The following is a 20,556-nucleotide window of genomic DNA, read 5'->3' on the forward strand; positions in this document are numbered from 1 at the left end:
TTCACTCCTTGTTTACACACACAAAAACACACACACATCATGTCAGCTAATGCAATTAGTGACTATTTTAATCATGACAGATGAAGATTATTGTCCTTCTTCTGAGGTTTCTTCTTCTGGCGTTAATTCTGCCACTTCTTCTGGACTTAAAGGTAAGATAGCATCTAAGGTAAAACTGGTTTCTAAAGAATCGTTGCCTTTAGCTCTTGCTTGCCCAGTGGTAACGGTTTGTCCTCCTTGTTGCCTCACGTCAACAATGTCAATGACAAACTGTTCTTCAGCTAAACTAGAGTTGAGTCCTTGGATAACTAATAAGGGTTGTAGCCGTTCTAAATCCCTAAGAAGACTTTGAGTCGAGCCAAAATCCCCCTTAACTGTTAAGTTAAATTGTTGCCGTTTGAGACGACCATTGACTCCTTCTCCTAGGGAGCCATCGTTAACTACGGTAATGGTTCCATTGGGTTGGAAACTGACTAATTCGGCTTGGTGTTTTTGCACCAGTTGATTAACATCAAAGAGAAGGGTTTTGAGACTTTCTTCGCTCGAAAACAAGGATAAGACCTGGTTTCTTAAGGCTTCTGATTCTCTCAATTTTTGCTCAGCATCTAACATTTTTTTGCTGAGTTCCCCTGATTCTTGCTGGGCGACTTGACCGAGTTTTTCAGTTTCGGTGGCTCTGAGTTGAGTATAGTTATCGTAGGCGGGTTTAACAAAGGTCAATCCGACATACACTGAACCCACCAATCCCAATAATCCTAAGCAAATGCCACTGACTTGTGGGGTAAAGGTGATGCCGAAAGCCGTCGGATAACTACTACCCAGGTCATCAAAATCTACATCGGTTTGTGTGCTAGTAAATTCTTCTGAAAAGGTCATGGTTTAAGCACTCCTTGATTTTCAAGCGTTCTAATGCGATTAACAAGACCAATGGCTCCACTCCGAGCAAATTCTTGAAGCAACTCCGATGAGGGGCGATCGCTGATAGCGGTGATAATGGTATATTTAACCCCTTGGGGAAATTGGATTTCTACATTCTCAGGGGCATTGGTGGTTTCCACTGGAAAGTCAGCCAAGGCCGCCGTTTGAATAACCGTTTCTTCTGCTTTGAGCAAGGGAGAACTTTGTAAGGTCAATAAAAAGTCATTGAGAGCGTCGTAACTCATGGCATAACCCCCAATGGTCACTTCCGTCTCATTTTGGACAATGGAGCCGACTTGAACATTGGCAGGAATTTGTGTTTCAATTTCGTTTAAAATGGCTGACCAAGGACGAATCTGATTAAAGACAGTGACCAAAGATTGAATTTCTTGATTATTTTGCTCTACTTTGGCGTTAATTTCTTCAATACTTTGGTTCTGCGAGCTTAATTGTCCTAGTTGATTGTCCAGTTGTTGGATTCTCTGTTCCGTTGACGACGATAAATGATTCAACAACAATAGAGAACTGGCGGTAATCGCTGGTAACACCACCATCACTGCCCCACCAATGATTAGGGGCAGTTGCTCTTTTAACGACGGCCCACTGGCTTGGGTGGCTAAGGTTGTTGTTTTACTGCTAGTCTCAAGATGACGATCTTTAAGAAAATTAATATCTAAACTATACATTGACTACACCTCCCGTAATCCTAAACCTAAGACTGTTCCCAGGGCTGGCCGTTGAACGGCAGGAATTTCTTTATCTATTTCTAAGGATAAAGCAGCAATGGGATCAATTTGCATGGTGGGCAAACTCAAACGATGGGTAAAATATTCATCCAGTTGCACTAATCCCCCCCCAGGCCCGGCTAATAACAGTTGTACCACTTCTAATTCTTCACTTTGGTTTAAGTAGAAGTTAATGGAACGACGCAACTCGTCAGTTAATTCCCCTAATACCCGCATCAAAGCCGTCATTCCTGGGTTAACGGCTGTTCCTTGGGTGGTTAAACTATCGAACTGAGTCACCGGAATGGTCATTCCTTGAAGAATTTCGGGGTTACGAGACGGGGGTAAATTCATGGCCCGTGACAGAGCATTTTGCATCTGAAAGGTTCCAATGGGAACGGTTCGCGAAAACTGGGGAACCCCATCAACCACAATGGCAATTTCTGTGCTATCAAACTCTACATCGACTAATACGGCTGCTTCTCTGGAGCCAAATTGTCGCAGTTGTTCACGAATGGTACGAATGACAGAAAAACTATTGATTTCTAACACATCAATTTGTAATCCTGCTTGACCGAAGGTATCCATATAAGAGTCGGTAACTTCCCGTCGGGTAGCTACGAGCAACACTTGGACTTTTTCGATCCCATCCTCGTCTTCAAAGAAGCCTAATTTTTGATAGTCGAGATCCACTTCTTCTCTGGGATAGGGTAAGTACAAGGCCGCTTCATGGTTTAAAACCATATCTCGTAATTCGGCTTCATCTAGTTCGGCCGGAACGGGAATAATGCGAATAATAGCTTCTCGCATGGGAACGGCAGTGGCAATACGTTTGGTTTTGATCTTGTTCTCGCTTAAGAACTCCTGAATCAATTCGGCTAACCCAGGAGAGTCCACGATTTTGCCTTCTTCAAAAATGCCTTCAGGTACTTCAGCAGTGCAAAACTTGGCTATTTTATAGCCTTGACCCTGTTTGGTGAGTTTAGCTAGGTTCAATCGTTCCGAGGTAATTTCTAAACCTACCCCGTCAGACTTTCCCCCCAATAAACCCCCAATGGTCTCTTGGATACGGCTTAACATATCTTTATTAAATGGGACTTGACCTATTCTTGAATGGACAATATTAGAAACCAACGTTGATCGAGATAACGTTCATTCGGTTCCCGTTCTAATGTAACTTAATTTTTCCTGACATCCCACAGACTTAACGTTTCGTTGTATGAGATAAGTCAACGATGAAGACTCCCATCGGGTAAAATAGCTCCTTTGAGAATCGTTCCCGTTAATTTCACCATAATTCGACTTCCTGATCTCACTTTCGCCCCACTTAAATCAGCCCCAGTTAAATCAGCCCCACTTAAATCAGCCCCCACTAAGTTAGCTTCTTGTAAATTAGCACATCGTAAATTGGCTCGTAATAAGTTGGCTCGAAACAGATTGGCCCGAAACAGATTGGCTTGTTCTAAATTAACTTTATGCAAGAAACTATCGCTTAGATCGGCGTAACTTAAATCAGCTTGGATTAACTTGCGCCCTGAGAGATCCTTTTCTTTCAAATTAGCCCCTTTTAAATCGGCTCCACTCCAGTCACGATAATAGGGGCGTTGGGGCCGAGTTTGATAATTTTGATAATAATGACTTTGAGACGAATCAGAGTGAGTTTCTCGAGGTGTCGAGACGGGTTTTGAGGGATGGGAGACTAATTGATGGCTTTTTAATTGTTCACGAGCATGATTAATTTCTTGTAATTTAGCCACCGCTTTAGCCAACAATCGTTCATTGTCTTTCGGTAAACGATCAGGATGCCAAATAAAAGCCAAATCTCGATAGGCTTGATTAATTTCCTCAAGGGAGGCACCAACGTCTAACCCTAACACTCTATAGTATCGTTCTATCTCTTTCATTACCACGCGACTCAACGACAATTAAATCAATTTAGATAAAATAGGACAATGGGGGCAAATCGTTTCTAAACCGACTCTACCTTTAAGGATAAATGCTGTTTTAGGAAATGGGGCTTAAGATATATAAAAATCTAACCAATCCCCGACCAGGTTGTGTTACTTTTTTTTCATTTCAGGGAATCATAAAATTGTACGCTTAGGCATTGGATGGATCATCGGGGGGAACAATTTTGGATCAGCAAAAAATACTGGGTTATTTCATTGAAGAAGCCAAAGAACATCTAGAAACCCTAGAAACAGGACTGTTAGAACTGTCCACCGTTGTAGAAGATCAAGAACGACTCAATGAAATGTTTCGGGCTGCCCATTCTATTAAAGGAGGAGCTGCCATGTTAGGTTATAGTAGTATTCAAAAAATTGCTCACCGTTTGGAAGATTCGTTTAAAATTCTCCGAGAAAACAAGATTGCTGCTGATCAAAAGCTAGAATCTCTTTTCTTAAAAGGATACGATGTTTTACAGAATTTAATTGAGAAACTCCAAGGCACGTTTGGACTTAATCCAGAAGAAGCTGACAAAATTGTTGAAGAAGCTGAGCCTTTTTTTGTTGAACTTCAAGCTTATCTCAATCAAATCCTCAATGAAGATGAGACTTCAGCTAATCAGGACGTTTTTGCTCAGCGTAAAGATTTATTAATGCAAATGTTATCCTTATTCCAAGAACAAGCCAATCAGCAAAATCGCCAAAGTTTGCAACAATTATGTACTCACTTAGGTCAGCTTTTTCCCCAGGTGGAGAATTGGCAAACTTTAACGCAAACCGCATCAAAAGCCATTGCTAATCCTCAACATTCCTACGCTACCCTCGCTCCTGTAATTATTAAAGAATTAAAACAAAATAGTGATTACATTGAACTCAAACAAGAAAATAGAATTAAGCCGAGTGAAGCTTTAAAACAATTAGCTTCAGCTAAATTACCTTATATTTTAGTGAGTTTAGATCCCAATCATATTGCTAAGACGTTACGGAATGTCTTGAACAATCAACAATTATCTCAATTAGCCAAAGCTTTAACTTAATCCAACATTTCCTAACTGTTCGATAAACTAAGATGATCAGCTTAGATCCAACGTTCTGAGTCCAATCTTGCACCTTGTTTAAAGTTGGCTAGTTAGGTTAGGGAATAGGGAATAGGATGTAATTCTGACTTCAATGGAATATCAATTTAAAACTCTGACAAGTTACCCTATATAATAAAGCATAGGATTTATTATACCGACGGCTTATATATTTTAGCAGAATGTCTACTAAACAAAACGAACAACAACTAGAAAAAAACATAGAAACCCCCGAAGTCGAAGCAACAGATGACACCCCTGTAACTGTTGAGACAGAAGCCGTGACAGAAACCAGCAGTCCGGCAGCAACGGAGCAAACGGTTGAAGCAGAAGGAGAAACGGATGTCTCTGAATCCTCCCCAACAGAAACCCCAGAGGCAACGATTACAGCCTTAAGCGAACAATTAGAAGCCCTACAAAGCAAACTGCAAGAACAAGCTCAACAATATGATGTACTCAAGAATAGTCATATTCGTTTAACAGCAGAATTCGACAACTATCGCAAACGGACAGCCAAAGAAAAACAAGACTTAGAAACTCAGGTTAAATGTAGAACCATCGGAGAACTATTATCCGTCGTGGATAACTTCGAGCGGGCCCGTAACTCCATTAATCCCAATAACGAGGGAGAAGCCATCATTCACAAAAGCTATCAAGGGGTTTACAAAAATCTAGTCGATAGCCTCAAACGCCTAGGGGTAAGTCCGATGCGTCCAGAAGGTCAACCCTTCGATCCCCTCTATCATGAAGCGATGTTACGGGAATATACCGATGAATATCCTGACGGCACTGTCATAGAAGAATTAATGCGCGGTTATATGTTAGGAGACCAGGTATTACGTCATGCTATGGTAAAAGTAGCAGCCCCTAAACCCACAGAGTCCCCCGAAGAAACCGAAAGTCCCACTTCTGAAGAAACCAACTCAGGAGAATAAATTAAGCAATTATCCCTAAAACCCCAGGGAAATTAATGGGTAATATAAAGATTAAGGAGAGAAGTCACAGGAACCATAGTGCTACAAGCTAGGGAGTAGACAACAAGGCATTCAAGTCTTAATAATAGGTTCGCTCTTGGTTGCTATCCTTAAGTCTCCTGTGACTTTTAGCCGATTGATGATGAACTATTAAAGAAAACAAGTGCTATGGGAAAAGTCATTGGTATTGACCTAGGAACCACAAATAGCTGTGTCGCCGTTTTAGAAGGGGGCAAACCCATAGTAATATCTAACGCGGAGGGAGGAAGAACAACACCGAGTATTGTGGCCTTTGGTAAAGGTAATCAAAGATTAGTGGGGCAATTAGCCAAAAGACAAGCCGTTACTAATGCAGAAAATACTATTTACAGTATAAAACGGTTTATAGGGCGACGCTGGGCAGAAACCTCCGAAGAGCGATCGCGAGTTCCCTATCAGTGTGTTACAGGAAGAGATGAGATGGTTAACGTGGAAATTCGCGGACAACATTACACGTCCCAAGAAATTTCCTCAATGATTTTACAAAAACTTAAAAAAGATGCCGAAGATTATCTAGGGGAACCCATTAGCGAAGCGGTGATTACGGTTCCTGCCTATTTTACTGATGCCCAACGACAAGCCACTAAAGATGCTGGCACGATTGCCGGATTAGATGTCCGTAGAATTATCAATGAACCGACAGCGGCGGCTTTAGCCTACGGTTTAGACAAACAAGACGAAGAACAATATATATTGGTGTTTGACTTAGGGGGCGGAACCTTTGACGTTTCTATCTTACAACTGGGCAATGGAGTCTTTGAAGTTAAAGCCACCGCAGGGAATAACCATCTCGGAGGCGATGACTTTGATAACGCCATCGTACAGTGGATGGCAGACAATTTTAAACGAGAGGAAAACATCGATCTCAATGATGATAAAATGGCGTTGCAACGACTGAGAGAGGCGGCCGAAAAAGCTAAAATTGAACTCTCTAGTATGTTGACCACTTCTATTAATCTCCCCTTTATCACGGCTGATGATAGCGGACCCAAACACCTAGAAACGGAGCTAACTCGGGCCCAGTTTGAGGACTTAACGAAAGATTTAGCCCAAGCCACCTTACAACCCTTAACCCAAGCCCTTAATGACTGTGAACTCGAGGCAGAAGAATTAGAAAAAGTCGTCTTGGTGGGCGGTTCAACCCGAATGCCGGCCATTCACCGCGTTATTCAACAAGTCTTCCCCAATAGTCAAATGGAACGGTCTATTAACCCCGATGAAGCGGTGGCTTTAGGGGCAGCCATTCAAGGGGGTGTTTTAGGGGGTGAAGTGAAAGATGTCTTATTGTTGGACGTAACCCCTTTATCTTTGGGTATCGAAACCCTCGGGGAGGTCTTTACCAAAATTATCGAACGAAACACGACCATTCCCACCAGTAAATCTCAGGTTTTTTCGACGGCAACGGATGGTCAAACCTCTGTAGAAATCCATGTTTTACAAGGGGAACGGGCGATGGCCAGAGATAATCGTAGTTTAGGAAAATGTCTTTTAGCTGGTATTCCCCCCGCCCCTAGAGGGGTGCCACAAATTGAGGTCAGTTTTGAAATTGATGTCAATGGTATCTTAAAAGTAGCTGCCCAAGATCAAGGAACCGGGAAAGAACAGAGTATTGTTATCAGCCATACAGGGGGCTTAAAATCCAGCGAAATTGAGCGAATGCAGAAAGATGCTCATAAATATGCTGAAGAAGATCGTCGTCAAATGAAGATGATCGAAGTCAAAAATCAAGCAGATAGTTTATTTCACACTTATCAAACAACCGTCAATGAAAATGGTGAGTTTATCCGTGACGAATTAAAAGTCAAAGCGAAACAGAAAAAAGAACAACTCGAAGCAGCGTTAACGAACTCTGGCATTAGTTTAGAGAAGTTAAAGGCTTACGTCGATGAGTTTAGACAAATTATCCTAAGCATGGGGACAGAAGTTTATCAACAGGGTAATGGTAAGGCCAAGGACTTCCAAAACACCTTTGAGGCAACTTTGGGAGAACCTTTAACCACTCACGTCCCTTCACAACCCCAAACTGAATCTTCTTTTGAAACCACCGTTTCTTATCAAACCACTGCTTCTATTGATATCGATTCTTTAGCGGAGTTTGAGGATCTTGAAGACGTTGATATCGATGAACTAGAAGTCACTTTCAGTTTTGATGACGATGAAACCATTTCTAATGACTATGAGGCAGTGGATTAATGGTTGCTCAATAAAAGTGGCCTGTTATCAGCGAATGTGTAGAATATAGGATTGGGTGTTTATCCTTATCCTATTTTTAACTGACTTCTGAATACTATTTCTGACTACTTCTTAAAATGGGCGATACTGGATTTGAACCAGTGACAGCCTGCTTGTAAGGCAGGAGCTCTACCGCTGAGCTAATCGCCCTTATTCATGCTTTCTTATCATAACATATCTGACCGAAAAAGCAACAGTTTTTTTTACAGGGTCAAAAAATAGTTAAATTCCTCCCCACACTTCCCCCACTTTCCACACTTCCCTATCACCTCTAGTAAAATATAAATCGACCCAACGCTGTAGTGATCATCATGCCATCTGGCCGTACTCACGATCGCATTACTTATCTGAGTTTAGCTCCCTTAACCCTCATCGTTTATATCCTGACTCGTCAAGTAGAATGGCTATTCTGGTTTAGCGGGGCTTACCTTTTCAGTGGGTTGATGTTTGGTCCTGACTTGGATATTTATTCGATACAATACAAACGCTGGGGGATGATACGGTGGATTTGGTTGCCCTATCAATCTTGTTTGAGACATCGTTCTTTTTTCTCTCATGGTTTCATTGTCGGAACGGTGATCCGAATTCTTTATCTTTTCACTATTGTCTTAATTGTCGCTATTTTTGCAGTAGCGATCGCCCAATTAATTTGGGGATTTCCTTGGAATTGGCGAAAGTTTGCTAACCAGAGCTTTAATTTATTGAAAAATCGATATTTAGCAGAAGCGATCGTCACTTTGATTGGATTAGAATTAGGAGCCATGAGTCATAGTTGTAGTGATTACTTGGTTAGCTATTTTAAGCGTTCTCAAAAAAAGCCTAAAAAACGCCCTTATAAACGCAAGAAAATCCGCAAATAGAGAAGAAACGTCAGGCAAAATCCATTAAATAATTGTTTGAGTTTTTTGATAATCCAAAAGTTCTGAATACCAAGATTCATGTGAGAATACAGAAAAACAGTAACTGGTAAGTGATCACTGATTAACTGATAACTAAAAATGACCAATCCTTCCACCATCAACATTTTAATTAGTAACGATGATGGCATATTTGCTCTCGGTGTTCGTACCTTAGCGAACACCTTGGCCCAAGCAGGGTATCAAGTAACAGTGGTTTGTCCTGATCGCGAACGTTCAGCCACCGGCCACGGACTAACCCTACATCGTCCCATCCGTGCCAATCTTGTCGAAGACTTTTTTAACCCCAAAATTACGGCTTGGTCTTGTTCAGGAACCCCCTCAGACTGTGTTAAATTGGCTTTGAGTACCCTCATAGACAACAGACCTGATTTTATTATTTCGGGGATTAATCATGGCTCAAACCTCGGTACCGATGTGTTATATTCAGGCACGGTTTCAGCGGCCATGGAAGGCATTATAGAAGGTATTCCCAGTATTGCCATGAGCTTAGCCAGTTTTTCTTCGGGTCAATTCCAACCTGGGGCTGACTTTGCCTGTCGCTTGGTTCAACAATTATCTGATCATCCTCTCCCAGACAGTACCCTACTCAATGTTAATATTCCTCCTGTGGCAGCCGATGCGATCGCAGGGGTAATGTTAACCCGTCAAGGGTTACGTCGATATATTGAAAACTTTGAAAAACGTCTTGATCCTAGGGGAAAAAGTTATTACTGGTTAGCAGGAGAATTAGTCACAGAAATTGAACAACCGAATCATATTCATTTACCGTCCCATATTCTGACAGATGTTCAAGGGATTCAACAAAATTATATAACCCTGACTCCTTTACAATATAATCTCACCGATGTGGCGAGTTTCGAGTATTTACAAAAAAATCAATGGTTAGACAGCACCCCCGATTTGACATGAGTCAATCTCGGATGACTGACATCTTGCACGCCTTACAAAAAAACCAATAAAAAATTAGAGAAAATTGATTCTCAAGTAGTTAAAGTCAAAAATCAACACCATTGCCACCCCCTCTAACTCCCCCTTTTGTGAGGGAGAGAACCCTTCCCTATTCCCCATTCCCCACCCCCCCCCCACCCCCCCCCACACCCCCCTTTAAAAGGGGGGTGTGGGGGGGGGTGGGGGGTTTAATCGAAGGTGCAAGATATGAGGATGACAATTTGTGATATTCTAATTCAATCGCAGTCTTATTTAGAACCATGTCTTCTTTTGAATATAATCAAGAAAGCGATTCCGAAGATATTGATCGCGTGACCCTAACCGACGAAGTGGGTCGCACCCTCGATTGTTACGTAGAAAATGCTATGGAAGGGAATGATGGGACTTATTTATTATTAATGCCTGTCGATATCCCTGTGGTTATTTTATCGTGGGATAGTGAAGAAGAAGAGGGTGACGATAGTGAAGAAATTAGCAATGCTGTCTTGTTAGAAGATCAAGTAGACATTGATGAGGTTTTTCCTGATGCTAAAGCAGTTTTAGCTGAGTTAGATTTAACCCTAAAATTAACCGCTTTTACCCTCACTGTAACTGGAGAATTACCCCCCATAGAAGATGACGGTATTCTTACTTTAGAATTAGAAAACGATGGACCGTCGTTGGATTCAGAAGAATTACAATTTTTAAAAGATTTTTATCATCATCAGCAAAAATATTCTATTTATACCCCCTTATCTCCCTTACTATTTTTAGCTAAATACAATTTACTCGGTAAAGTTGAGTTAGTCTCTCCTGAAGATGAGGAAATGCAAGTGATTTTAGAAGAATTATTATTTGATGAGATGGATGAGTAATTAATAATTAATAATTTGGTAATAGATGGGAGTAAATTATCACTAAATGCTGTTAATTGACTCCCTATTTCTACTTTTTTCTATATTTTGACACTTTTTTCTACTTTTAAAGCTAATTTTCTATATAAGTGTGCCAAATTAATTTCAAAATTCTACTTTTTTTTCCACTGACATCTACAAAAAAATTCATTAACTTAATAACAGTTAGCCAAAAGGCAGACAAAACGCAAACAAAACAAACTTCGTATGGAGTGTTGAAATTATGAAAAACGTACTCATTGGTTTACTCAGCTTAACCACTGTTGGTGTCTTAGTAAGTCCTGCTATTGCTGGTGAAACAGAGGTTTCAGGAGATAAAGTTATCATCCAAAATTCATACCAAGGTAGTTTCCAAGATGGTAATAGTAACCAAAGTATTCAAGAAAGTACCCAGGTTCATCGTGAGGTTAATAACAGAAAACCCAGACAAACTGGTAGTTATGGTTCTGTTCAAACCGTTGATCAATACCAAGAGCAAATGGGAGAGATGAATAACTCTCGACAAACCACCATTCAACGGACTGAAATGAGAAACCGCAGAGGGCCTCGTAACTAAACCTTGTCTCTTATCTTCAACTGTGCTGAACAATAAAAGGACAGGGTGAAGGATGAGTTTACCAGTTTCAATAATATCATCTTCTCCTGTCTCTTCTTGATTTTTTTACTTATTCCTAGTGTAGCATAGTTCACTTTTCAACTCATTGGTTGTGTTTCATTTCTTTTACCATAGGAGGGCAAACCATGCACGGGAAAGCCTTCATGCTTTTATTAGCAATTGTCATGAATGTCTCTGTCTCTGGGAGGTCTCATGCAGGGGAAGTACAGGTTCAAACGGATCGAATCAATATTGAGCATCGTCGCAATGGTGACACCTCAATTGATACAGAAAATATGCAACTTTCTGTCCCTAATAATCGTTCCCGTTTTCAACATTATTTCCCTTACAATTCCTCAAATCAATCGACCTTGAAAAGATGTCGTAATGGTCAGTTAGTTCATCAATCTAATCAACAAATTAATTATTCCAATGGGACTAGCAGCCATCGTTCTACATCTCATTATCAATGTCGCTAGATTAATACTTGAGTGACTCATTTTCTGAATCAAATGCTTAATAGTATAGCATTTGATTCATCCTAACTTTAACAAACTTTAGAGGAGGAGCAGGATATGAAGTTTATCCTATCAGTTAGCAATTTTTTGTTATTTTTTTTGATACTTGAGTCTTCTTTTATCACTACAGTTAAGGCTCAATGTGTACAAGGAGATGTTTCGGTTCAATACAGTATTAGTGGTTCTCAAAAACCCACTCAAAGAACTAATGATGTCAGCATGGAAAGTAATCCAAAATGTCGAGGAAATGCTAGTGTTAGCACAGGAGTTCAAGGACATATTGGTGCTGAGTCTGTTCAACAAAATCGTCGTGTTGAACAGGTTCAACAAGGGAGTAATCAATCTCCTCAAGTTCCCAATAGCACCACGGTACAAATTCGCTCAAATGTTCAAGTTGATGCGGATAATCCTGCAGACCGATTTCCCCATCGTCCTAAGAAATAAAGGTATTTTTTGAGGTAAAATCATGTCTTTAAAACCGTTAGCATTAGCCACTTTGTTTACACTCATTTTGTCGAGTATGGTGACAGGATTACCCAAAGGAATTGATGCGATCGCTCAAAATCAAATGTCCCTTCAACGCAGTTCTATTAGCTTAGATGCCACTGAACTGAATCAACCCCTTTTATTACGGATTCAAGGGCTTAATCAAACTAATATTCAAGGACAAATTATAGTCAATGGACAGGTTATTAAAACCTTAGAAGGTAGTAACAATCAAGTTAATTTGTCTAATTATTTGAGTCGAGGAAATTACGAAATAACAGTCAAGGGTAACTATTATCCTTCTCAGGGTTCAGTGGTCATTGACTTGCAAGGAAATCAAACCCAAGTAAGGCAACAAACCAGTGGTAATGGATTACTTAATCAACAACTGAATATGGAGGTTAGATAAATTTTATGGCACAAAAAATGAGTCAAATTGGATTGATTAGTATCAGTTTATTAACATTGATTTCTATTCCTACTGTTGCCCAAACTACCACCAGTCAAACAGGTAGTTTAGAGGCCAATATCGAAGGAGATAATAATCAAGTTTACCAAACCATTAATCAAACCATTATTAATCATCCGGGTAAAGGTTCTATTCAACGAAATCAAGGTAATTATCAGAAAACGCCTCAAAAGAGTTCTCGTTCTGCCTCTCATCGACATTCTGATGATAGAGAACATCCTCGTGGTAATGATGATTAAATTAATAATTAAGGACTAGGGTGAGGGTTACTCACCCTATTTTTATGATTGAATATAGTCTTAACCTGTGATATGATTCGATCTAGGTAAAAAATAAAAAATAATAGATTTAATTTTCTCGTATGAGAGTTAATTTAAAAGATAATATTTTATATATTAATCAAGAAGATTTACCTAATTATAAAAAAGGCGGATCAATCGTAAGAAATAGTTATTTTTGGGCATTAAAATCAATTAGTTGTTATTCGAGAAAAGGGCGAGATTGGGAATTTGATGCGGTGGTTTGGATCGCATTGTGTCGTATGTTGTTATCCTTTGCCCAGTCAGGGTATTTAGGGGATTCAGAAACCCTACTGGAGTTTAACACCGATACCCCTATCCCTGAAGCGTTACGGTCAGTTTCTACCTGGTTATAGAGGTTTATGGAGCTAAGCGGACTCGAACCGCTGACTTTCACAATGCCATTGTGACACTCTACCAACTGAGTTATAGCCCCTAATAAAGTCCCCTAAGGAACCTGATTAAATAATGTGCATTAACTATAATGCCTTAACTGATGATGTTTCGTCAAGTGTTTTCACATAAGAGATTCGATCAAACCTCTTACCCTGTTTCTTGGGGGGGAGCATCACAGTCTTTGTAATAAATTAACACCATGAGTATCTGTGCCACAGGTGTGATAGAGTCCGTAAAGATAACTCAGATTTAAGACCGTTTCTGTTTGACGAGGGCTGGTTTTCCAAGGTTTAGGGTTATTATAAGCATAAAAGGCTTCAACCCCATCAATCCCTAAATCAACCGCCACAGGAATCACTTTTGTTGCCGAATAGGGGTATCTTTCTGGATGAGCTAAAACCGCCATTCCCCCTGCTTGGTGAATCGCATGGATAACATTACTCCCTAACGCTTGCGTGCCTTGAGGAGACTCTCCCCAGAGATAAGGTTGTATTGCTGGATGGTGAGGACTAAAACCATAACCCAAAATATGAACTTCAATATCAAGTAGAGCAGAGGTGATCTCAATGCCTGTCCACAAATGAGGTAAACTTTCCCTGGGATTTTCGAGGGAGGTTTTCTCAAGCCACTGTTGAGCAATGTTATAGCCTTCAACGGAATGATGATCGGTAATGGCCAGTCCTTTTAATCCAATGTGGGTGGCTTGTTGAATGAGTTGTTCGGGAGTGAGTTGTCCATCGGAACAAATGGTGTGCATATGAAAATTATATTCATAAGGACAACTGTGAGAGTTGAGTCTCGACCAGACTTCTTGTAAAGCTTGAGTATCTTGAGACGATGGTTTCGTTGAAGTTGAAACAATCATAGTAGGTGGTGGTAATCTATTAAAGATTGCGATTTGTTACATATTGGTAACATTTCTAAGTATAAGCTGTTTTTACTTGATTTGGTGTGATCCATAATGTCAACTTTACACTATGGCATTGAAAGGCTCACTCAGAAAAAAATAAACCCTTCTCCAAAAGGCGATCGCTGATAGACACAGAGATGATCAATCCCCTTGGAACTCAGACAATAATTGTGTTAAATTTTCTAATGAGGTACCCTGCTTACTTTACATCTCGACAGTTGTTCGGATGCAACAAAATAAGCAACGGCATAGTAAACTATCCATACCATTCAATTATCCATCGTTCATTCGATAGCGGATTATAGCTTCAATGTTCTCTAAACAAGTCACAGATTCTCCAGTCTATAAATGGTTCAATGATCGTCTAGAAATACAAGCCATTTCTGACGATATCACCAGTAAATACGTCCCCCCTCACGTTAATATCTTCTACTGTCTTGGTGGTATTACCCTAGTGTGCTTTCTAGTTCAGTTTGCCACTGGGTTTGCCATGACTTTCTACTACAAACCAACAGTTACCGAAGCTTTTACTTCTGTTCAGTACATCATGAATGAAGTTAACTTCGGTTGGTTGATCCGTTCTATCCATCGTTGGTCAGCCAGTATGATGGTATTAATGATGATCCTCCATGTCTTCCGTGTTTACTTAACCGGTGGCTTCAAAAAGCCCCGTGAGTTAACCTGGATGACAGGCGTTATCTTAGCGGTAATTACTGTTTCTTTCGGGGGTAACAGGCTACTCTTTACCTTGGGACCAAGTAGGTTACTGGGCGGTAAAAATCGTATCCGGTGTTCCTGCTGCCATTCCCGTGGTTGGGGATCAAATGGTTGAACTGCTAAGAGGTGGCCAAAGTGTTGGACAAGCAACCTTGACCCGTTTCTACAGTCTCCATACCTTCGTTTTCCCCTGGTTAATTGCCGTATTTATGTTAGCCCACTTCTTAATGATTCGTAAGCAAGGAATTTCTGGTCCTTTGTAAAGCGTATCTGAAAGTAATAAACGGTGATCAGTGAACAGTTAATTATGGGTAAATATTGCATAATTAATCACTGATCATCCGTATTCGGATAAAAATCCTGCTGATCCTCTATTTCGATAAGGAGAAATCTATAAAATGGCCATTGAAAAAAAGCCAGACCTAAGCGATCCTAAATTGCGTGCTAAGTTAGCCCAAGGAATGGGTCACAACTATTACGGTGAACCCGCTTGGCCTAACGACTTACTGTATGTGTTCCCTGTGGTTATCCTGGGAACCATTGGCTTATTAGTCGGTTTAGCGGTACTTGATCCCGCTTTAATTGGGGAACCGGCTGATCCCTTTGCCACTCCCCTTGAAATTTTACCCGAATGGTATTTATATCCCGTTTTCCAAATTTTACGGGTTCTTCCCAACAAATTATTGGGAATTGCTTGTCAAGGTGCCATTCCTTTAGGGTTATTGTTGGTTCCTTTCATTGAAAGTGTCAACAAGTTTCAAAACCCCTTCCGTCGTCCCATTGCCACTGCCGTTTTCCTCTTCGGAACGGTTGTTACCATCTGGTTAGGTGCCGGTGCGACTTTCCCCATTGATGAGTCTTTAACTTTAGGCTTATTCTAAAAACAACCTGAAAAGGTAATTTTCTACCTGTGATTGATTCTTATCCCCTTGAGGAAAGAGCGATCGCAGGTATTTTATCGCTTAATTTCTTGAGGAAAATCGGCAACTAATAAAAAAATATTACTTTTCAACCAGAGTGGATACCATCGCCGATAATAGTTGTTCGGGTGATACTTTAAAGGGTAAACGATGAATATCGGACTTGGGATCACAAGTAACCACCGCAGCGTGACGTAATTCTTCTAATGTCACTTGAGATAAACCTAAATCTTCTAAACTTCTGGGTAAGCCAATCTCTTCATAAAATTTTAAGAGTTGTTGTCGAGAACTAGCGGCTAATTGATTACCCTGTATTATCTCTTCGAGACGCAATTGTACTAAAATTCCGTAGGCGACTTTTTCCCCGTGTAAAGCATCATGGGCAGCCGGAATGTGAGTTAAGCCATTATGGACAGCATGGGCAGCCACCGTACGACAATTTGCTCCGCCTAACCCTCCAATGACTCCAGCTAATAATACGGTCGCGTTGACCACTTCTCGCCAGTCTTCTCCTCCGATGTTATCTAAAGCGGTAGCAGATTTTTGTAAGAGAATGTCCCTTAATACCCTCGCTTGTTGTACGGCTGCAATGGTAAGGGTTGCGGTGGAGTTGCCACTACTCACCGACGCTTCGTACCATTTGGCGATCGCATCTCCAATACCGGCGACTAAGGTCTGTTTCGGGGCTGTTTTAATCAGGTTATAATCTAAGATCACTAAATCAGGACAACGGGATAAGGGGACATCGTATTGAAACGCTCCTTGATTAGAATAGATGTTAGAAAGGGCTGTCCAGGCCGCACAGGTTGCCCCGGAGGTAGGGATAGTAACAATGGGTAATTGTTGTTGATAAGCGAGTAATTTGGCAGTATCGAGGGCTTTTCCTCCTCCAACGCCGATAATTAAGTCAGCCTGATGATCTTGGGTCGCTTGAGCCAGTTTTTTTAAGGATGTTTCTGAACAGTCGGGGGCATAGCTTTCAAACCCTCCTGTTAGCTTAAATTGTTTAAAAATCGGGTTTAAATAGGACGATATCAGGTCAAGGGTATGATTTCCCCCTACTACTAGGGGACGGTTACCCAAACGAGCGATCGCTTGTCCTGATTCTGACAAACTCCCCTCTCCTTGAACCACTTGAGTCGGAGAGATTAATAAGGTATTAATCGAGGTAATAACTGAGGTCTTTTTATTCGTTTTTGCTGGCATTCGACGGCTATAGAGAGATCATCAATATTATTCTTTTATTTTAGTATAACAAATTATTTTTACTGGAATAATTTTAGGTTTTTTCAAGAATTATTCATCATTAATTCGTCAGTGTTCCCCGTTTTATTTGTTCTCTTTCAATGGCTTCAAATAATGCTCTAAAATTCCCTTCTCCAAACCCTTGAGCTTGTTCTCGTCGCTCAATTATTTCAAAAAAGAAGGTGGGTTGTTCAAAAATTGGCTCAGTAAATATTTGTAAGAGTAAGGGAGACTTTTTCTGATCTTCTTGTTGATGTTTCCTTGTTTCTTGATCTAATAAAATATTTTGTTGAACAATTTTATCCCATTCTCGTCGGTCAAATTGTAAATTCAACTTGTTTTCCATTAGTTTTTCATAATAAGTAATAGGGACTTTTAAAAAGTTTAACCCGTTTTCCCGTAATTTTTGAGTTACCTCAGCAATATTATTCGTTCTCAAAGCAATATGTTGAATACCAGAGCCATTATTAATATCTAAAAACTCTTGAATTTGAGAAGTTTTAGAAATAGGTTCATTGATGGGCAATTGTATGTTACCCATCGGGTGAAACATAACTTGAGAATACAATCCTGATTGTGGGGTTTCTATTTTAAAGAACTGTTTTTTTTGAAATCCTAAAATTTTATTGTACCACTCTATTGTTGAAATCAACTCTCCTTTAGGAACATTCAAAACCAGATGATCCAAGGCCAAAAAATAATTCTTATTGACTCGATCACAAGGGGTTTCTTGAATCCAATCTTCAGGAAGAAGAGAAGTATTTCCTCTGCGTTCAAATAGACTATGAATTAATCCTGTCTTACTAATTAGTTTACTCCATTGTAGATGACCTTGAGCATATTTTTTTTGTTGAATCTGTTTTATTTTCACAGAATTAAGGATCTTTATCTTTTCTAAAAAACGGCTTAAATTATTGACTTTAAAAGCAATATCTGCCACTCCGGGGGGATGAATTTCTAGAAATTCAGCTACAGGACTTTGGCAAGATAAGGGAGAAGAAATAACAAAAATAATCGGATTTTCCTTACTTCCCGTTTTCACGATTTCAGTCTTTGTATGTTCATTATTTCCCCCTGCAATGGATTGAAATCCCATAACATTAAGAAACCAGTTTTTCCAGTAATTTGCATCTTTTACATACCAATGAATGTGGTCAAGAGATATTTTCATCATCTGTTTATTTTCTTTGGTCGTCAACATTTTAAGGATCGATAAAATTAATCGCTCTATCTATTTATTGAATCAATCTTGATGATAATAGATTTTATCTTAAGTTATCAACTGATTGATAAAAAAAGACCAATGGTGAATGTTGACTCTTATCTAGTAGGATTCAATAATTGCTTTAAACAATTACCTATGTTATATTCGTATTAATTGGTCAAAAAGTGATCAGCCTTTAGAGGTATAAATTTTTGAGAGAGGATTTTAACCAACCCTAAACAAGAGAGCGAAGATAATTAATTAATCCCTGAAAGGTACGAGCTTGACAATAAATTATGGTGCCTTGGGTACGTTTGTTTTTAGCTTTTATCCCCGACACAGTAATTTTAACCGTTTCTTCTTCTTTGTGATATTTTAACGGTGTTTTAGGATGATAAGCTAATAAATGTCCCTGACTCATCACCAAGTCTTGATAAACTGTTTTTTTGATCATTCCGCCGTAAGCTGCAATAAATACTCGTCCTTTACCTTTAAATTTAGTTTTAAATAGTCCTTCTCCAGCTTGCCAACTCCCAAAACCAGCCCAACGATTTTCGATTTTAACCCCTTTGGTATAAGCTAAAAACACCCCCGGTTGTACACAAATCGATCCTTGAGATAAATCAATGCGTTCAATATCTCCAATGGTTGTCTGACTCAATACCACTGTGATGGGTTCAGTGGTTTCATTCATCAAATAATCAACAAAAATATCTGTTCCGCCGAAACATTTCCTGACTAAAGCGGATAACCAAGGGCCACAAAATCCAGTCTTGACAGTCACTTCTCCATCCATACTGATTAGAGAACCCATTTTGACAGTTATTTTTTCTCCTGGGTTGAGGGTGACAAATAAGGCCGCAAAAGCAGGACGACAACGAACTTTAAATAACACAGGTTAGGGTCAAATCAATGAGAAAATCAGGAAAAAAGGGACAAGAAAATCAATTCTTATGAAGAATTCTCTCTCCAGTCCCCATCTTACTCGATTTTCAATCAAACTATCCGTTAGTTATTCAAAAAAATAGGACGGATAGATTCAACCCACTGGTTAATTCTGGTTTCGGTTTGTTCGCTTTGGTTGACTTCATCGATGGGAAGTCCTACAAATTTATCGTTCAATAAAGCTGAAGAATATTGAAAGGTATAGCCTTCATTGGGAAATTCTCCCACTAATGTAGCCCCCAATTTTTGGAAGTGGTTATACATTTTACCCAACGCACTGACAAATTCAGTTCCGTGATCCACTTGATCCCCGGCACCAAATAAAGCGATGGTTTTGCCAGTAAAATCAGGTTTATCCAGTTCCATTTCAAAGAGGGGATCACGCCAATCATTCTGCACGTCTCCGGCTCCCCAAGTGGAACACCCTAATAATAAATAATCATAATCGAGGAGTTGATCGTATTCGTCAAAATCTTCTTCCATGCTATAAATGTCGCATTGATCTTCTCCTAATTTTTGCCGTAGGGTCATAGCAATTTCTTCGGTAATGCCGGATGTACTTCCGTAAAAAATGCCAATTTTAGCCATAATCAAGACTCCTGATAGGTTGTGTATGGTTAAACAAACAGATGGAATCGAGATTCAAGTTATTAAAAACCAGAAAATTGAATAAGTGTCGAAGTTATTTCCTCTCTATTATTGACTATAATTACTTGATTAGAGAAAATCTGTATCGATTGTACTTGAAATTTTTTTTATTTTGAGAGATAATTTTTCTGCTGTTACTAATAATCTAAATATTAAATTTTAATAACTAATGTTTCAACATTATTCATAAATATAAATAACAAAATATTCTAAATCAACAGTAATTAAGTTTAAATTTTGTACGTGAATATAACTAAATTGTTAATTTTTGATATCGATTAACACTTTTTGTATTGAAGATATGAAGCTATGAATATTTGAAACAATAACGGGTGCTTGTACTCCCATAGAAGGTTTTATAATATTACCTCTAGCTGCTGCCAAACTAATCATAAAATTCACAATGACATATTCTTTATTATCATTAGTAATACCTTTTTCGAGAGCCTGAACTTGAAAAATATTACTCTGAAAAATTTTAAAAGGATTGTCTAAATTGTTTTTGTGAAAATTCAAGATAGTTCTCAAAATTT

General features: G+C 39.4%; 22 protein-coding genes, 2 tRNA genes and 2 pseudogenes. 14 read left to right on the top strand and 12 right to left on the bottom strand.

Features of this window, described 5'->3' with window-relative positions:
• Window positions 1-87: 87 nt before the first annotated feature.
• The 4 genes from C4E06_RS22235 to C4E06_RS22250 form a co-directional block, all read right to left on the bottom strand.
• The gene (locus tag C4E06_RS22235; RefSeq protein WP_107670574.1) at window positions 88-876 is read right to left on the bottom strand and encodes a pilus assembly protein; all 789 of its coding nucleotides are present in this window, start codon (window positions 874-876) and stop codon (window positions 88-90) included.
• Entirely contained in the window at window positions 873-1,604 is a 732-nt protein-coding gene (locus C4E06_RS22240; protein WP_107670575.1) for a PilN domain-containing protein, read from the bottom strand. Before C4E06_RS22240 ends, C4E06_RS22235 begins: the two co-directional genes overlap by 4 nt.
• 3 nt (window positions 1,605-1,607) lie before the next feature.
• Complete coding sequence (gene pilM, locus C4E06_RS22245) at window positions 1,608-2,723, bottom strand: type IV pilus assembly protein PilM (protein WP_107670576.1); 1,116 nt, start codon at window positions 2,721-2,723, stop codon at window positions 1,608-1,610.
• Window positions 2,724-2,872: 149 nt separating this feature from the next.
• Window positions 2,873-3,547 (bottom strand): pentapeptide repeat-containing protein, encoded by a 675-nt coding sequence (locus tag C4E06_RS22250; RefSeq protein WP_107670577.1) that lies wholly within the window; start codon window positions 3,545-3,547, stop codon window positions 2,873-2,875.
• A 230-nt stretch (window positions 3,548-3,777) separates the two neighbouring features.
• Here C4E06_RS22250 and C4E06_RS22255 point away from each other — a divergent pair, with 230 nt between their 5' ends.
• From C4E06_RS22255 to dnaK, 3 genes are all read left to right on the top strand, one after another.
• Complete coding sequence (locus C4E06_RS22255; RefSeq protein WP_107670598.1) at window positions 3,778-4,626, top strand: Hpt domain-containing protein; 849 nt, start codon at window positions 3,778-3,780, stop codon at window positions 4,624-4,626.
• Window positions 4,627-4,847: 221 nt separating this feature from the next.
• The gene (gene grpE, locus C4E06_RS22260) at window positions 4,848-5,600 is read left to right on the top strand and encodes a nucleotide exchange factor GrpE (RefSeq protein ID WP_107670578.1); all 753 of its coding nucleotides are present in this window, start codon (window positions 4,848-4,850) and stop codon (window positions 5,598-5,600) included.
• 207 nt (window positions 5,601-5,807) lie between these two features.
• Window positions 5,808-7,871 (top strand): molecular chaperone DnaK, encoded by a 2,064-nt coding sequence (gene dnaK, locus C4E06_RS22265; protein ID WP_107670579.1) that lies wholly within the window; start codon window positions 5,808-5,810, stop codon window positions 7,869-7,871.
• 117 nt (window positions 7,872-7,988) lie between these two features.
• On the opposite strand, the gene C4E06_RS22270 is transcribed toward dnaK, so the two are convergent.
• Window positions 7,989-8,060: transfer RNA gene (locus C4E06_RS22270), tRNA-Val, on the bottom strand.
• A gap of 161 nt (window positions 8,061-8,221) precedes the next feature.
• Between C4E06_RS22270 and C4E06_RS22275 the strand changes: the two genes are divergently transcribed.
• The 9 genes from C4E06_RS22275 to C4E06_RS22315 all read left to right on the top strand — a co-directional run bounded on the left by C4E06_RS22275 (window position 8,222) and on the right by C4E06_RS22315 (window position 13,394).
• Window positions 8,222-8,770 (top strand): metal-binding protein, encoded by a 549-nt coding sequence (locus tag C4E06_RS22275; RefSeq protein ID WP_107670580.1) that lies wholly within the window; start codon window positions 8,222-8,224, stop codon window positions 8,768-8,770.
• A 138-nt stretch (window positions 8,771-8,908) separates the two neighbouring features.
• Window positions 8,909-9,739: a 5'/3'-nucleotidase SurE gene (surE, locus tag C4E06_RS22280; RefSeq protein ID WP_107670581.1), complete on the top strand. Its 831-nt coding sequence runs from the start codon at window positions 8,909-8,911 to the stop codon at window positions 9,737-9,739.
• 299 nt (window positions 9,740-10,038) lie between these two features.
• The gene (locus C4E06_RS22285; protein ID WP_107670582.1) at window positions 10,039-10,632 is read left to right on the top strand and encodes a DUF3727 domain-containing protein; all 594 of its coding nucleotides are present in this window, start codon (window positions 10,039-10,041) and stop codon (window positions 10,630-10,632) included.
• Between the two features lie 262 nt (window positions 10,633-10,894).
• Complete coding sequence (locus tag C4E06_RS22290) at window positions 10,895-11,227, top strand: hypothetical protein (RefSeq protein ID WP_107670583.1); 333 nt, start codon at window positions 10,895-10,897, stop codon at window positions 11,225-11,227.
• A gap of 203 nt (window positions 11,228-11,430) precedes the next feature.
• Entirely contained in the window at window positions 11,431-11,745 is a 315-nt protein-coding gene (locus tag C4E06_RS22295; RefSeq protein ID WP_198648943.1) for a hypothetical protein, read from the top strand.
• 96 nt (window positions 11,746-11,841) lie between these two features.
• Window positions 11,842-12,228, top strand: a complete 387-nt coding sequence (locus tag C4E06_RS22300; RefSeq protein ID WP_107670585.1) for a hypothetical protein — start codon at window positions 11,842-11,844, stop codon at window positions 12,226-12,228.
• 22 nt (window positions 12,229-12,250) lie between these two features.
• Complete coding sequence (locus C4E06_RS22305; protein ID WP_107670586.1) at window positions 12,251-12,679, top strand: hypothetical protein; 429 nt, start codon at window positions 12,251-12,253, stop codon at window positions 12,677-12,679.
• A 5-nt stretch (window positions 12,680-12,684) separates the two neighbouring features.
• Window positions 12,685-12,978 carry a hypothetical protein gene (locus C4E06_RS22310; RefSeq protein WP_107670587.1) on the top strand — a complete coding sequence of 98 codons (294 nt, stop codon included), beginning with the start codon at window positions 12,685-12,687 and terminating at the stop codon, window positions 12,976-12,978.
• Between the two features lie 122 nt (window positions 12,979-13,100).
• On the top strand, window positions 13,101-13,394 hold the full coding sequence (locus C4E06_RS22315) for a hypothetical protein (protein WP_107670588.1): 294 nt from the start codon (window positions 13,101-13,103) through the stop codon (window positions 13,392-13,394).
• Window positions 13,395-13,401: 7 nt separating this feature from the next.
• Here the strand turns inward: C4E06_RS22315 and C4E06_RS22320 are convergent.
• Both C4E06_RS22320 and C4E06_RS22325 read right to left on the bottom strand, forming a co-directional pair.
• Window positions 13,402-13,474 (bottom strand) — tRNA-Ala (locus C4E06_RS22320).
• 132 nt (window positions 13,475-13,606) lie between these two features.
• Window positions 13,607-14,299, bottom strand: a complete 693-nt coding sequence (locus C4E06_RS22325; protein WP_107670589.1) for a PHP domain-containing protein — start codon at window positions 14,297-14,299, stop codon at window positions 13,607-13,609.
• Between the two features lie 355 nt (window positions 14,300-14,654).
• On the opposite strand from C4E06_RS22325, the pseudogene petB reads away from it, so the two are divergent.
• A pseudogene (gene petB / locus C4E06_RS22330) lies at window positions 14,655-15,324 on the top strand (cytochrome b6).
• Between the two features lie 135 nt (window positions 15,325-15,459).
• Entirely contained in the window at window positions 15,460-15,942 is a 483-nt protein-coding gene (gene petD, locus C4E06_RS22335; RefSeq protein WP_008274614.1) for a cytochrome b6-f complex subunit IV, read from the top strand.
• A gap of 120 nt (window positions 15,943-16,062) precedes the next feature.
• Here the strand turns inward: petD and C4E06_RS22340 are convergent, their stop codons facing one another.
• The 5 genes and pseudogenes from C4E06_RS22340 to C4E06_RS22360 all read right to left on the bottom strand — a co-directional run.
• On the bottom strand, window positions 16,063-17,187 hold the full coding sequence (locus tag C4E06_RS22340; RefSeq protein WP_107670590.1) for an iron-containing alcohol dehydrogenase family protein: 1,125 nt from the start codon (window positions 17,185-17,187) through the stop codon (window positions 16,063-16,065).
• 100 nt (window positions 17,188-17,287) lie between these two features.
• Window positions 17,288-18,391, bottom strand: coding sequence for a 4-hydroxyphenylpyruvate dioxygenase (hppD, locus tag C4E06_RS22345; protein ID WP_198648953.1), 1,104 nt, complete (start codon window positions 18,389-18,391; stop codon window positions 17,288-17,290).
• Between the two features lie 274 nt (window positions 18,392-18,665).
• Entirely contained in the window at window positions 18,666-19,325 is a 660-nt protein-coding gene (locus tag C4E06_RS22350) for a TIGR00266 family protein (protein WP_107670592.1), read from the bottom strand.
• Window positions 19,326-19,438: 113 nt separating this feature from the next.
• Window positions 19,439-19,963, bottom strand: a complete 525-nt coding sequence (locus C4E06_RS22355; protein ID WP_107670593.1) for a flavodoxin — start codon at window positions 19,961-19,963, stop codon at window positions 19,439-19,441.
• A gap of 321 nt (window positions 19,964-20,284) precedes the next feature.
• Window positions 20,285-20,556: pseudogene (locus C4E06_RS22360) on the bottom strand (flavodoxin); the annotation flags it as partial.

This window comes from Cyanothece sp. BG0011 (assembly GCF_003013815.1).
Lineage (GTDB): Bacteria > Cyanobacteriota > Cyanobacteriia > Cyanobacteriales > Microcystaceae > Crocosphaera.

Bases quoted from the DNA above. Each gene is read 5' to 3' on its own strand.
- C4E06_RS22235 (WP_107670574.1), bottom strand. From the start codon at position 876: ATGACCTTTTCAGAAGAATTTACTAGCACACAAACCGATGTAGATTTT.
- C4E06_RS22240 (WP_107670575.1), bottom strand. From the start codon at position 1,604: ATGTATAGTTTAGATATTAATTTTCTTAAAGATCGTCATCTTGAGACT.
- pilM (WP_107670576.1), bottom strand. From the start codon at position 2,723: ATGTTAAGCCGTATCCAAGAGACCATTGGGGGTTTATTGGGGGGAAAG.
- C4E06_RS22250 (WP_107670577.1), bottom strand. From the start codon at position 3,547: ATGAAAGAGATAGAACGATACTATAGAGTGTTAGGGTTAGACGTTGGT.
- grpE (WP_107670578.1), top strand. From the start codon at position 4,848: ATGTCTACTAAACAAAACGAACAACAACTAGAAAAAAACATAGAAACC.
- dnaK (WP_107670579.1), top strand. From the start codon at position 5,808: ATGGGAAAAGTCATTGGTATTGACCTAGGAACCACAAATAGCTGTGTC.
- C4E06_RS22275 (WP_107670580.1), top strand. From the start codon at position 8,222: ATGCCATCTGGCCGTACTCACGATCGCATTACTTATCTGAGTTTAGCT.
- surE (WP_107670581.1), top strand. From the start codon at position 8,909: ATGACCAATCCTTCCACCATCAACATTTTAATTAGTAACGATGATGGC.
- C4E06_RS22285 (WP_107670582.1), top strand. From the start codon at position 10,039: ATGTCTTCTTTTGAATATAATCAAGAAAGCGATTCCGAAGATATTGAT.
- C4E06_RS22290 (WP_107670583.1), top strand. From the start codon at position 10,895: ATGAAAAACGTACTCATTGGTTTACTCAGCTTAACCACTGTTGGTGTC.
- C4E06_RS22295 (WP_198648943.1), top strand. From the start codon at position 11,431: ATGCTTTTATTAGCAATTGTCATGAATGTCTCTGTCTCTGGGAGGTCT.
- C4E06_RS22300 (WP_107670585.1), top strand. From the start codon at position 11,842: ATGAAGTTTATCCTATCAGTTAGCAATTTTTTGTTATTTTTTTTGATA.
- C4E06_RS22305 (WP_107670586.1), top strand. From the start codon at position 12,251: ATGTCTTTAAAACCGTTAGCATTAGCCACTTTGTTTACACTCATTTTG.
- C4E06_RS22310 (WP_107670587.1), top strand. From the start codon at position 12,685: ATGGCACAAAAAATGAGTCAAATTGGATTGATTAGTATCAGTTTATTA.
- C4E06_RS22315 (WP_107670588.1), top strand. From the start codon at position 13,101: ATGAGAGTTAATTTAAAAGATAATATTTTATATATTAATCAAGAAGAT.
- C4E06_RS22325 (WP_107670589.1), bottom strand. From the start codon at position 14,299: ATGATTGTTTCAACTTCAACGAAACCATCGTCTCAAGATACTCAAGCT.
- petD (WP_008274614.1), top strand. From the start codon at position 15,460: ATGGCCATTGAAAAAAAGCCAGACCTAAGCGATCCTAAATTGCGTGCT.
- C4E06_RS22340 (WP_107670590.1), bottom strand. From the start codon at position 17,187: ATGCCAGCAAAAACGAATAAAAAGACCTCAGTTATTACCTCGATTAAT.
- C4E06_RS22355 (WP_107670593.1), bottom strand. From the start codon at position 19,963: ATGGCTAAAATTGGCATTTTTTACGGAAGTACATCCGGCATTACCGAA.